Source organism: Pacificoceanicola onchidii (assembly GCF_004804335.1).
In the GTDB taxonomy this organism is placed as follows: domain Bacteria; phylum Pseudomonadota; class Alphaproteobacteria; order Rhodobacterales; family Rhodobacteraceae; genus Pacificoceanicola; species Pacificoceanicola onchidii.
In genome coordinates this window covers 42,928-54,884 of sequence record NZ_SRXY01000015.1, presented here as the reverse complement: position 1 = coordinate 54,884, position 11,957 = coordinate 42,928, and the positions used below count along the sequence as shown (strand labels likewise).

At 64.1% G+C, this 11,957-nt stretch carries 10 protein-coding genes; 8 read left to right on the top strand and 2 right to left on the bottom strand.

Annotated features, from left to right (window positions below):
- Positions 1 to 229 precede the first annotated feature (229 nt).
- Together E4662_RS23950 and E4662_RS23945 are read left to right on the top strand one after the other, a co-directional pair.
- The gene (locus E4662_RS23950; protein WP_136444172.1) at positions 230 to 1,162 is read left to right on the top strand and encodes a hypothetical protein; all 933 of its coding nucleotides are present in this window, start codon (positions 230 to 232) and stop codon (positions 1,160 to 1,162) included.
- Between the two features lie 22 nt (positions 1,163 to 1,184).
- Positions 1,185 to 2,207, top strand: coding sequence for a hypothetical protein (locus E4662_RS23945; RefSeq protein ID WP_136444171.1), 1,023 nt, complete (start codon positions 1,185 to 1,187; stop codon positions 2,205 to 2,207).
- On the opposite strand, the gene E4662_RS24455 is transcribed toward E4662_RS23945, so the two are convergent.
- Positions 2,204 to 5,122 (bottom strand): calcium-binding protein, encoded by a 2,919-nt coding sequence (locus E4662_RS24455; protein WP_136444170.1) that lies wholly within the window; start codon positions 5,120 to 5,122, stop codon positions 2,204 to 2,206. The two genes, E4662_RS23945 and E4662_RS24455, sit on opposite strands and share 4 nt — an antisense overlap.
- 580 nt (positions 5,123 to 5,702) lie before the next feature.
- Here E4662_RS24455 and glf point away from each other — a divergent pair.
- The 4 genes from glf to E4662_RS23920 all read left to right on the top strand — a co-directional run bounded on the left by glf (position 5,703) and on the right by E4662_RS23920 (position 9,093).
- Positions 5,703 to 6,812: a UDP-galactopyranose mutase gene (gene glf, locus E4662_RS23935; RefSeq protein ID WP_136444169.1), complete on the top strand. Its 1,110-nt coding sequence runs from the start codon at positions 5,703 to 5,705 to the stop codon at positions 6,810 to 6,812.
- A 19-nt stretch (positions 6,813 to 6,831) separates the two neighbouring features.
- Positions 6,832 to 7,143, top strand: a complete 312-nt coding sequence (locus E4662_RS23930; RefSeq protein ID WP_136444168.1) for a hypothetical protein — start codon at positions 6,832 to 6,834, stop codon at positions 7,141 to 7,143.
- A 225-nt stretch (positions 7,144 to 7,368) separates the two neighbouring features.
- Positions 7,369 to 7,749, top strand: a complete 381-nt coding sequence (locus E4662_RS23925) for a hypothetical protein (protein ID WP_168798085.1) — start codon at positions 7,369 to 7,371, stop codon at positions 7,747 to 7,749.
- A gap of 39 nt (positions 7,750 to 7,788) precedes the next feature.
- The gene (locus tag E4662_RS23920; RefSeq protein ID WP_136444166.1) at positions 7,789 to 9,093 is read left to right on the top strand and encodes a PepSY-associated TM helix domain-containing protein; all 1,305 of its coding nucleotides are present in this window, start codon (positions 7,789 to 7,791) and stop codon (positions 9,091 to 9,093) included.
- Between the two features lie 48 nt (positions 9,094 to 9,141).
- Here the strand turns inward: E4662_RS23920 and E4662_RS23915 are convergent, their stop codons facing one another.
- On the bottom strand, positions 9,142 to 9,690 hold the full coding sequence (locus E4662_RS23915) for a TetR/AcrR family transcriptional regulator (protein ID WP_168798084.1): 549 nt from the start codon (positions 9,688 to 9,690) through the stop codon (positions 9,142 to 9,144).
- Between the two features lie 189 nt (positions 9,691 to 9,879).
- On the opposite strand from E4662_RS23915, the gene E4662_RS23910 reads away from it, so the two are divergent.
- Positions 9,880 to 10,353 (top strand): YHS domain-containing (seleno)protein, encoded by a 474-nt coding sequence (locus E4662_RS23910; RefSeq protein ID WP_136444164.1) that lies wholly within the window; start codon positions 9,880 to 9,882, stop codon positions 10,351 to 10,353.
- 434 nt (positions 10,354 to 10,787) lie between these two features.
- On the top strand, positions 10,788 to 11,939 hold the full coding sequence (locus E4662_RS23905) for a class I SAM-dependent methyltransferase (RefSeq protein WP_240705313.1): 1,152 nt from the start codon (positions 10,788 to 10,790) through the stop codon (positions 11,937 to 11,939).
- Positions 11,940 to 11,957: the final 18 nt, after the last annotated feature.

The window sequence follows — 11,957 nt, the reverse complement described above, 5'->3', positions numbered from 1 at the left end:
ACGCGGCGCAGCAGGCGCTGATCCTGGAGCTGTCGGCCCGCATCGAGCAGCTTGAAGAGAGCGCCGCGGACTGATCCGCCGCCCGAGCATTTGAAACCGATGAAACGCCGCCCTGAAAGGGGCGGCGTTTTGCATGACGGACGGGGGCTTTTTCAGCGGTCCTGATGCCGGTCTTGCCCCGGATGCTCCGGGGTTTTCCCCTGATCGGGAACATGACATACAGGGCCGTATGAAAACGCTGTTTTTGCACATTGGCCGCGGGAAAACCGGCACCACGGCGCAGCAAAAAGCACTCGCGGCTCACCGCGAGACCTTATTGGCTCAGGGCATCGATTATATCCTCGCAGGGGACGAAGGGCGCGGTGGCGGGCATCAGGACTTCGCCAAGAGTTTTATAGACGAGCGGCCCGGCTATATGGTGCCTCCCGCGAACCCCGAGGCGCTGCGTGCCGAGACCGCGCGGCAGATTGTCGAAAGCCCGGCACAGGCCGTCCTGCTCAGCTCCGAGAATTTTCCGCTTGTGAACAAAGCGGCGCTGAAGGCCTGGATCGAGGCGCTTGGGGTCATCGCATCGGTCAGGGTGATCCTGTTTGCCCGGTCCCAGGACGAGCTGGCGGAATCCGAATACAACCAGATGGTCAAGGTCGGGGCCGAGACAGGGTCTGCGATGGCTTATGCCGAAACCCTCGAGGGGGCCGATTTCTTTGCCGAAGCGGAAGCATGGGCTGCGCATTTTGGCCGGGATGCCATGATCGCGCGTCTGTACGACGGCAAGGCGCAGGATGCTTTGGCAAAGATGGCGTCCTGCCTGCCCGGTCAGCCTGACTTGCAGCCTGCCGAACGCGCGGCCACCCGCCAGGGCGCGAACCGGTCTCTTGGCGCGCGCGCGCTGACCGTGGCAAGGCTCATGAACGGGGCCGGTGTTTCCGATCACCGTCTGCGGCATCCGATTTTCCAGGCCTTTGACGGGAAAGACCGCCCCGCCGTGCTGTTCACGGCACAGGACGCGGCCACCATTCGCGCGCGCTTTGCCGAAAGCAACAGGCGTTTTGCCCGGCGCTATCTCGGGAACCCTTGTGATGGTGATCTCGGCGGGCGGCGCTACGACGATGCAACCCGCGACCGGCTCCATGCCGAAGCGCAGGACCTTTTCAGTACCTGACACAGGATCAAAGGACATCTTGATGCACGACAGCCCGTCCCAGCCGTCCCTCGAATTCCGCATTCCGCTCAGTCCGAGTGACAGCATGATGCGCATGGTTCGGTATTTTCTCGAATCCATCCAGGAGTTTGGCGGGCCTATCGGAAAATCCGCCCATTGCGCCCTGGTTGTCGGGGATGAGACCCCGCCCTTTGATCTCAGGGAGACATACCCCTGGATGAACGATCATGACATGTCGGTGCATTGGGTCGATCAGGAGAACTTTGCCAAGTGGAAGTACGACGCCACCGGGTTCGAGCGCTTCTGGGTCGAATCCCGGGCGGATGTGGTGGCCATGATCGATGCGGATCTGCTCGTGACGGGGGATTTCGACGATGTGATCCTGCAGGCGCACAGGGATCAGACGATCCTTGGGGTGATCGCCCATGTGTCGCCCTTCGGGCGGACCAATTCCGATGGCCGTCCGTCCGCCGCATGGTGGCAGGATATCTTTGACGCCGCCGGTGTGGACATGCCGCCTTTGGAGTTCGAGTGCTCGGCATGGGGCATCAATTTTCGCACCATCCCCGGTTTTGAGCGGACAAACATCATTTTTGGCGATGAGGCGCATCGCTATGGACCGGCTTATTTCAACGCCGGTGTGGTGATCGGCCCGCGGGCGCATTTCGACACGATGGGGCGCACGTTTGTCGACGACCTGACGCTTGTGCACCGCTTCCAGCAGACCCATTTTGCCTATCAGATGGCGCATCCGGTCTGCTGCGCCCGCCACGGGTTTCGCTGTGAAACGATCCCGGTTGATTACAACTTCGCCCTCAACATACCGACAGACCTGTACCGCTCCCTGAATCCGGGCCCCGACGGCCCCGGCACGCATGAGGACACCAGGATTTTTCACTACATTGGTGGCGGCAAATACTTCACCGGAGAGGATGCGGTGGATGAGCTGATCGAGAATGGCAGGGATGACGGCGCCTGGCCTGTCTTCCGCGCGCGCCTGGGCCGGGTGCGGGAGAGGATCAGACAGCAGGATAGCCGGCCCTAGACGATCCAGAAATCGCCCGCGCCCAGCTCTGACAGCTGGGTATCCTGCAGCGTGACATCGCCGCCCGGCAGGCGCAGCACCACGTCCTGGCCGACCTGATCCATCTCGATCTGGGAGAAATTGCTGATCCCCGGCACGCCGATCTTGATCAGGTCGACCCCGTCTTCGAAATCGGTGATCGTGTCGTTGCCATGCCCGGCGTAGAAGGCAAAGGTATCCGCGCCCCAGCCGCCGTAAAGCGTGTCATTGCCCGCGTCCCCGCCGAGCGTGTCATTGCCGTTGCCGCCAAAGAGCTGATCACTCCCCTCCCCGCCCCAGAGCGCATCGGCACCGTCATTGCCATAGAGCGTGTCACTGCCCGCCCCGCCGGCCAGCGTGTCGTCACCGGCCTCGCCGTTGAGCAGGTCCGCGCCCGCGTCCCCCCAGACCCTGTCATTGCCGTCCCCGCCCCAGAGCGTGTCCTGACCATCGCCGCCTCCAAGCGTGTCATTGCCCCAGCCGCCGCTGCCAAGGTCATTGCCGGCATCGCCCCAGACCTTGTCATTGCCGCCGCCGCCCCAGAGCGTGTCATCGCCGTCGTTGCCGCCAAGCGTGTCATAGCCCGCGCCGCCCCGGACCAGATCGTTCAACCCTCCGGCCCAGATCTTGTCGGCGCCGTTGCCGCCATCCAGCGTGTCATTGCCGTAGCCCCCGAGCAGCGTGTCATTGCCATCCCCGCCGAGGATCTCGTCATCGCCATTGCCGCCGTCGAGGCTGTCATTGCCCCTGTCGCCGCCCAGGATGTCATCGCCATCCCCGCCCCAGCCGCTGTCGTTGCCGTCATTGCCCCAGAGCCGGTCATCGCCATCGTTGCCGTGCATCCGGTCATGGCCGTTGCCCCCGGCCATGGTGTCATGGCCGGCGTGGCCGTGCAGATGGTCCTGGTCATGGCCGCCCCAGAGCTTGTCGTTGCCGTCCTCGCCCCAGAGCGTGTCATTGCCGATATCACCGCCAAGCGTGTCGTCATTGGCGCCGCCGGAGGCGAAATCGTTGCCCGCGTCGCCCCAGACCTTGTCCATGCCGTCTTCGCCGTAGAGGCTGTCATGGCCGGAGCCGCCGCCGAGCACATCGTCGCCGTATCCGCCCCAGGCGCGGTCCTGGCCCGCATCGCCCCAAAGCTGATCGTTGCCGCCATCGCCCCAGAGCAGATCATTGCCGTTTTGCCCGCCCAGGGTGTCATTGTCGCCGCCGCCGCGCAGCGTGTCATTGCCGTCGCCGGACCAGATCAGATCGCTGCCGCCCTCGCCCAGCAGGCTGTCATTGCCCGCCTCGCCGGTGATGGTGTCGCCCAAGAAGGTGCCGGTCAGCACGTCATCGGCCGGGTTGCCTGCCATCACCGCGCCGGTGGGCGGCGGCGAGGGCATGATGTGATCGGCCCAGGTGAAACCGTTCGGAAAGATGTCCGCCTCGCTGAGCGGCCCGCCGCCGCCGGAGGTCACGTCGATGATGGTGTCGCGGATGGTGATCCGTGCCCCCCAGGTGGTGGGGGTGATGGTCAGCTGCGCGGTGGAGCGCAGCATGGCAAAGCCCGAAAGATCGAGGCTGTCCTGTCCGGGGGTGAAATCCAGAATGCGCACGCGCTGAGCCGTATCACCTTCACAGATCACGAAGGTGTCGGAGCCCGCGCCGCCATGCAGCGTTGTCCCTTCGGTGCCCGCCACCAGGATGTCATTGCCGCCGTGGCCATACAGCGTGTCCTGCCCGGTCCCGCTGGCGGCGATCAGGTCATCGCCCGCGGTGCCGTCAAAGCGCGTGTTCGCCGGGCTGGTGTCGTGGATGGCCTGCCCGAGGTTGCCCAGGGAGACCGAAAGCTGGGTCACCCCGTCATCGGTGCCGCTGGTGACGAAGATCTGCAGTTCCGTGCCGACCACCGTCGCGGCGATGGCGGTGACATTCTCCAGCCCGAGGCCGATGTCATGCTCGATCGTGTCGAGATGCAAAAGCCGCCCGTCCGGCAGCAGGGTAAAGAGGCTGAGCCCGTCATCGCCGCCGCCCGCGACGACAAAGACCTGCCCATCGACCTCGGCCACGGCCATGGCCTGCACATTGCCAAAGCGGGTGGTCAGCCCGTCGACCACGTGATCGACCGGGGCAAGCCCGCCGCCGGGGTTGACCTTGAACACGCTCAGCGAAGAACTGTCCGCCGAGGCCACAAGCGCCCATGTGGTGCCAAAGGCGGTGACCGTTTCCAGCGCGGTCGGGGTGGCGATCCCCATGCCTTTTTCCGCGCCTTCGTAATCCACCGGGCTCAGCGCGCCGGTGACGCCGTCCACGGCATAGCTGAGGATCCCGCCCCGGTCCGGATCGGTGGCCAGCAGGATCTCCTGCCCGTTCACGTCCGTGATGGCAAGCTCGACCCCGACCCCAAGCTCGAAACTCGCGCCGGTCTGGCTCAGCCCGCCGCCCGCAGACGGCACGTAGCAGCGCAGCATGCCGGTGGTGGCATCCACCACGTAGAGCGTGCCCCAGGCGCTGCCGGAGGTGACCACATCGGAGATGTTCCAGGTCCCGCTTGTCAGCCCGGTGTTCTGATCGAGCCAGTTGATCCGGCCATCGGTGCCGATCTGGTAGCCGCGCAGCATGCCGGTGCCGGTGGGCGAGCCGCCGCCGATCAGCAGCTGGGTTGTGCCATCGACCACCGCGTATTCGAGGATGTCCCCCGCCGTGCCGCCGAGCCATGAGGGGAAATAAAGCGTATCAAGCCGCGTCGGCAGACCACCCGCAGGGTTGAGCGCATAGGCGGTGATGCCGCCGCCCTGCCCGGTCCCGGCATAGAGCACCGGGCCGGACGCCGTGATCACGATTTCCAGAGAGTGCAGGTTGTTGTCGAGGAACACATCCCCGGCACTGATGCGGCCATCCCATTCGAGTTTCATCAAAGCGCCCCACGCGGCAGGTTTCTGACCGCAGGCATGCCTGGGCAAAGCGGATGCAGGAGGCCCGGATTGGGGCAAAACGGGGCGGTTTCTTTAGGGTTTGTTTAAACTGCGCGGGGGTTTGAGGGCCGGTTTGGGGGCTTTGGCGGTCATTGAGCCTATCCCGTCCCGGACTTGATCCGGGCCCTCATGACCACAGGACAAGCCGTGCCCATCATGCTGGAAGCATGTCTCCGACATGACGGGCCGTGGTGCGGCGATGCACTCGTTGATCCCCTTGATTTATACCGGCCACTGGCGCGCTAGACAGGTGTGGCTCGTTACGACAACCCAATCGCCGTGCCGTCACGCCAAAGGCGTGCCGAGAGCATGTCGGCGCACCTTTGGTGCGACGGGACGGCCCGTCGATGGCACGGCGCCCTTCGGGCTTGATTCCGCGCTGGGGTGCAAAGAACCAATGACCGCTTCAGCCCCAAAACCACCCCGCCCGCCGCACGCGTGAGACATCTCCGATGACCCGTTTCAAATCGGATCGAAAACACTCTAGGTTGCCTCCGAGTCGACAGGCAGGCAGGACACCATGCAGATCACCATTGTTGGAGCGGGGCTTTCCGGGGCCGTGGCCGGGCGCACGCTGGCCGAGGCCGGTCACCATGTGACGATCCACGACAGCCGCCCCCATGTGGCCGGGAACTGCCATACCGAGCGCTGCGATGAGACCGGCGTCATGGTGCATCTCTATGGCCCGCACATCTTTCACACCGGCGATGCCGAGGTCTGGGACTATGTGAACCGCTTCACAACCTTCCGACCCTATCGCCACCAGGTGAAAACCACCGTTCAGGGCGCGGTCTATGCCATGCCCATCGGGCTGCACACGATCAATCAGTTCTTTGGCAAGACCTTCCGCCCGGAGGAAGCCCGCCAGTTCATCGAAGAGCATGAGGCGGACCTGAGCATCACGGACCCGCAAAGCTTTGAGGAACAGGCCCTGCGCTTTGTCGGCCCGCGGCTCTACGAGGCTTTCTTCAAGGGCTATACCGAAAAGCAATGGGGGATGAGCCCCAAGGCCCTGCCCGCCTCCATCCTCAAACGCCTGCCGCTGCGGTTTGACTATAACGACAACTACTTTGCCCATGCCTTTCAGGGCATGCCCGAGAACGGCTATACGCCGATGGTCGAAGGCATTCTGGACCATCCGAACATTGATCTGCACCTTGGGTCCGCGCTGGATGCCGCGAGCGCTGGAACAGGCGATCACCTGATCTGGACCGGGCCGCTGGATGCCTATTATGGCGGGCGGTTCGGCGCGCTTGGCTATCGCACGCTGGATTTCGAGCGGTTTACCAGCACCGGCGACTGGCAGGGCTGCGCGGTGATGAACTACGGGGATCCGGATGTACCGTTCACCCGCATCACCGAACACAAGCATTTCGCGCCTTGGGAAGAGCACGAGGGCACGGTTTTGTACCGCGAGGTCTCCCGCGCCTGCGAGGCGGGGGATATTCCCTATTACCCGATCCGCCTGACCGGCGAGATGGCGATGCTGGCGCAATACGAGGCTTTGGCCGAGGCGGAAGAAAACGTCACCTTCCTCGGGCGGCTCGGGCGCTATGCCTACATGGACATGGACGTGACAATCCGGGCGGCTCTGGATGTGTCTCGGGGGTTGGCCCAGCGGTTTGAGTGAGGTCTGACGGAGTGGCCCCATGCTGAAGAAGACACGGGCTCTCCTGAGCCTCCTCGTCCCGCAGTCCTGGCTGTCCACGGCCTATATCACTGAGCGCCTTTCCATCCTGATGGACGATCCTGCCACATGCGAGCATGACTGGTACGTGGTTGCAGGCATCCTTGATACTGTCGAGTTGCAGGTTCAGTGCATGAAATGCGGGACCTACAGCGAGGTTCCGGAGCCGACACAGGAAGAGTGGAACGCCTGCGCCGGAGCCATGGAAAACCCCTATCCTTGGGAGGACACCTCCCGGATCAGATACTATCAGACAGACGAGGCAGCCCACTGACTCAGCATGAGGCGCGGTTTGGGTGAGGTTTTTGGCTCTGAGTCGGTTGGAACTGAGTGCCTATCGGTGAAATCTGTCCCCCGGATCGCTTGCCGAGCCAGAGCGATTAGATACTGGCGACATCCAGACCGGCGTCCTTGAGACACGGCGCGATCTCCCTCAGTTCTGAAAAGTTCGAACGCCCCCTCTCCCCGCTCCAAAAGTCGGCCTTGAGGTGCTTTCGTTTTGCTGTATTCCACAGGCATGGTTGGGTTGATCAAAACCTTTGTTGTTTTTCCCATGCTGATCGCTGGGTTGCTGGTGCCGAAGGTTTCGGCGCTGGCGCTGCATCTCAACCCGAACATCATGGCCATCGTCATCTGTACCGGAACCGAGATGGTGACCATTCACATTGGCGCCGATGGCGAGCCCGTCGAGACAACGGAAGCCGGTCAGGCGTCCTGTGTTCTGGCCGATCCGAACGCCGGGGCCAATCCCGCCTACGCTGTCTGGACCCAGGCCCCGCGCAGCTATCGCGCGAGCTTTGTCGAGATCGCCAACAGCGCCCGGACCGAAGCCGAAGTGGGGCTTCTCCCCGATCTCAGGGGGCCTCCGCGTGTGATCTGATCCACCAGTTCTGATCAAATCACACACGAAAGAGACCCGATGACTGACTCCACCTACCAGGGGGGGCAAACCCGTGCCGATGCCACGGGGGGCCTGCTCTACCGCCTTGTCTGGAAATGGCATTTCCTGGCTTCCCTTTACGTTCTGCCCTTCATGCTGATGCTTTCGCTGACCGGCGGGATCTACCTGTACAAACCCCAGATCGAAGCCTGGCTGTATGCCGATGCCTTCACCGTGACGCCGGCGGGGCAAACCCTGCCTTACGAAGACCAGATTGCCGCCGTCGAAGAGGCCGCCGGCATCACCCGCCTGCGCGGGGTGACCGCCTATGATGACCCGGCCCGCTCCACCCTGATCGAGTTCAACGATGCGGACAAGGTGCGCTCCTACGCCTGGGTGAACCCCTATACCGGCGCGGTGCTGAAGATCGCCGCGCGCGATGACATGGCGATGCGCGTCCTGCGCAAGTTCCACGGAGAGCTGCTCCTGGGAAGTGTCGGCACCAAGTTCGTCGAAGCGGCGGCGCATTGGGCGGTGGTGATGTTTGTCACCGGCCTGTACCTGTGGTGGCCGCGCGGGCAGCGCAGCCTGGCCAAGGCGGTGAGCCTGCCCACCGGCAAGGGCCGCAGCTGGTGGCGCGAGACGCATTTGTTCACCGGCTTTCTGGCGACCATCCTGATCGTGCCGATCCTCGTCTCCGGTCTGCCGTGGACGGATGTCTGGGGCGGCGGGCTGTCTTATGTGCAGGAACAGACCGGCACGAAGTCCAAAAGCCTGCGGTTTGGCGGCAATGTGCCGAATTCGACCGCCGACACGGGCGAGACCATCGCCTATGCGCAGGTGTTTGACATCGCCCGGGCGGAGGGGCTGCACGCCCCCTACGAGATGCGCCCGCCCAAGACCAACGAGGCGGCCTTCTGGCTGCGCTCGGCCAGCGTCCACCGGGCCGAGCAGACCGAGCTGATCATTGATCAGTACTCCGGCGCGCTGCTGAAACGGCACGATTTCGGCGACAATCCGGGTGTGGCGCAGGCCGTGTCCTACGGGATTTCCTTCCACCAGGGCGAGCTTTATGGCTGGCTCAACATCGCGCAGAACACGCTGGCTGCGCTGCTGGGCGTGGTGCTGTCCGTCAGCGGCTTTGTCGCCTGGTGGATGCGCCGTCCGGCGGGCAGCCTTGGCGTGCCTGCCGCCCCGGACGCCGCCCTGCCGGGTGGGATCATCGTTCTGGCGATTGGCCTTGCGATTGTCTTCCCGCTGATGGGAGGCACCCTGATCGCGGCGCTGCTGCTTGATTGGCTGATCTTCCGGCGCCTTGGCTGGTTCAGGGCAAAAACCGCCTGACCTTGCAAAGAGGCCGCCATGTGCGGCCTCTTTCTTGGTCCAGGACCCTCACACCAAAGAGCGCAGGCGTCCTTCCCAATCCGCCGCCGCGCCGCCCGCCTTGCCCATCGCCTGTTTGCCGAAATAGAGGTGCAGGATCAGGTCGGCGGTTTCCGGCAGGGTCCGGTCCGGAGACGGGGAGGCGAAGTGCTCAAGCACGGACAGGATGGCGCGGCGCAGGCGGTCTGCCATGGCGCGGGTTTTCTGGGCCGCTTCCGGGTGCTCTGGCCCCATCTCCACCATGGCGTTGCAGATAAAGCAGCCGCGGGTGTCGGCCTCCGAGCTTTGGAACATCGGCAGCAGGCAAGCCACCGCAGAGGGCGCGGCGCAGCGGCCCAGCCTGTCGACAACCGTGCTCACCACGGCGGTGTCATAATAGTCGAGCGCCGCGAGGTAGGTCGCTTCCTTGTCGCCAAAGGCCTGATAGAAACTGCCCCGCGTCATCCCCATCGCCGCCAGCAGGTCCGGCAGGGTCGTGCCCCGGTATCCCCTTTGCCAGAAGATCTCCATCGCCCCGCGCAGGGCGTCGTCATAGTTGAACTCGCGGGGGCGGGCCATGTTTGTTCCTTCGGATCGGTGCGTTTTGTGTCTAACAAAATAATCGCGGGACAGGCTCACGAAAATTGACATTTAGTTGTTTTGTACCATTCGGTCTTAAACGCTATCCCTTCTCCTGCACGGGGCAGCCGGGACCCGGGTCTGGACATCCGGCGCTGTTCACGCCCCGCACTCAGGAAAGGAAATGCCATGTCTCTCTTCAAATCCGCGGGGATCGCCGCCGCTTTGACCTTCGCCGTTGCCAGCGCCGCCCTGGCCGCGGGCCCCGAACTGAATGCGTCCTCCACCGGTCTTGCCTTGCAGGGCTATGATCCGGTTGCCTATTTCACCGAAGGGCAGGCCACCAAAGGCAACTACACGATCACCGCCACCCATGAGGAGGCAACCTATTGGTTCTCCAGCGAAGAGCACAAAGCCGCGTTTGAAGCGAACCCCGATGCCTATGCGCCGGAATACGGCGGCTATTGCGCCTTTGGCGCGGCCATGGGCTTCAAGTTTGACGGCGATCCGCACCACTGGAAGATCGTGGATGGCGAGCTGTATCTGAACCTGTCCAAGGACATTCAGGAGCGTTGGTCCGAAAACATCCCCGGCTTCATCGAACAGGCGGACGCCAACTGGGTCACCATCGAATCCGCGACGCCAGCCTCGCTGCAGAACTGACGCGATACCATGGCGTGGGTGCCCCTCACGCCATGACGGCGGCGCGCCAGACTGTCCCCCTGAACGTTGCAGCGCCGCCCGCCCCGGGCTCCGGTTGGAGCCCGGGAATGCTTTTTGAAGCGCCCCGTCCCGGACCTGATCCGGGACCTCATGGCCAGCGCACAAGCCGCGCCTATTGACGGGCCGTGGCGCGGCGATCCGCCTTAAGATCCCCTCGATTTATCTCAGAAACTGGCGCGCTAGACTGGTGTGGCGCCCAGCAACAACCCAATCGCCGGGCCGCGGGGACGGCCCGTCAATAGGCGCGGCGGCCTGCGGCCTTGATTCCGCGCCTGGGGTGAGTGGAACGCGCCCTCTCCCCCTTTACCCAATCTTAGCCCTCACCGGGCTCTATGAGGATCACTCGCATTTTCCTCAAAAAGGACGAATCCCCGGTGTTTCTCTCCCAACGCGCTGCTGCCCCTTCCCTGTCCCCTGATGCCAAGGAGGAGGCCGAGGCGCTTGTCCGGCAAGCCAGTGAGCAGCCGCTCACCGATGGTGGGCTTGTCACCGATCATCTGCTGACCGAGGCGCTCCGGCGCGATCCGGCGAACCATGCGGCGCGCACCCTGCGCGAGCGGCTTTACCAGATGTTCGTGCCGCGCTGGCATTTCCCCATGCTGGGGGATACGCGGCGCAATCACGCCTATGCCCGCGCCATCGCCGCGCGTGTGCGGCCCGGGGATATCGTGCTTGATATCGGCACCGGCGCGGGGCTGACCGCGATGCTGGCGGCAAGGGCCGGGGCGGGGCATGTCTATACCTGCGAGATGCAGCCGATGATTGCCGAAGCGGCGCGCCATGTGATCGCCACCAATGGGCTGTCGGAGAAGATCACGGTGATCTGCAAACCTTCTCAGGCGCTGGAACTGGGGGTGGATCTGCCGGAGCGGGCAGATGTGGTGATCTCGGAGATTGTCGATAGCGTTCTCTTGGGCGAAGGGGCGCTTGGGGCGCTGGCCCATGCCATGCGCGAGCTTGCCAAACCGGGCGCGCGGGCGATCCCCGAACGCGGACGGCTCATGGCGCAGCCGGTGGAAAGCGCGGGGCTGCTGGACCTCTGGCGGCCTGCCCGTGCCGAAGGGTTTGATCTCAGCGCCTTTCACCGGTTTGCCTCTGTCGCACAGCTGACGCCCAATGATTTTATCGCCACCGCCCCGCGCGCGCTTGGTGAGCCTGTGCGGCTGTTCGATTTTGATTTCACCCGGCCCGATACCGATCCGGACCGGCGGGATGTGGCGCTTCCCTGTTCCGAAGATGGCACGGCGCATGCGGTTCTGGTGAGTTTTCGCATGGCGCTGTCTCCGGGCATTCACCTCTCGAACGGGATCCATGCGACCGGGCATTGGGGGCGGATTGCGGTGCTGTGTGACCGGCCTGAAGCGGTCACCCCCGGCGATGTGCTGCCGGTGACCGCCCAGCACGACGCGGCGCAGCTCAGCCTGTGTATCCACCCGGTGAGCAGGGCGGCGCAGGAAAGCCTGCAGCCGCTGCCGGTGAATGGCCTCACGGCGGGCACCATCACCCTGTGTCAAAACGCCCCGTAACCCGGGCGCGGGCGGCGG

Coding starts and splice junctions, on each gene's coding strand:
- E4662_RS23945 (WP_136444171.1), top strand. CDS start 1,185: ATGCACGACAGCCCGTCCCAGCCGTCCCTCGAATTCCGCATTCCGCTC.
- E4662_RS23910 (WP_136444164.1), top strand. CDS start 9,880: ATGTCTCTCTTCAAATCCGCGGGGATCGCCGCCGCTTTGACCTTCGCC.
- glf (WP_136444169.1), top strand. CDS start 5,703: ATGCAGATCACCATTGTTGGAGCGGGGCTTTCCGGGGCCGTGGCCGGG.
- E4662_RS24455 (WP_136444170.1), bottom strand. CDS start 5,122: ATGAAACTCGAATGGGATGGCCGCATCAGTGCCGGGGATGTGTTCCTC.
- E4662_RS23915 (WP_168798084.1), bottom strand. CDS start 9,690: ATGGCCCGCCCCCGCGAGTTCAACTATGACGACGCCCTGCGCGGGGCG.
- E4662_RS23920 (WP_136444166.1), top strand. CDS start 7,789: ATGACTGACTCCACCTACCAGGGGGGGCAAACCCGTGCCGATGCCACG.
- E4662_RS23950 (WP_136444172.1), top strand. CDS start 230: ATGAAAACGCTGTTTTTGCACATTGGCCGCGGGAAAACCGGCACCACG.
- E4662_RS23930 (WP_136444168.1), top strand. CDS start 6,832: ATGCTGAAGAAGACACGGGCTCTCCTGAGCCTCCTCGTCCCGCAGTCC.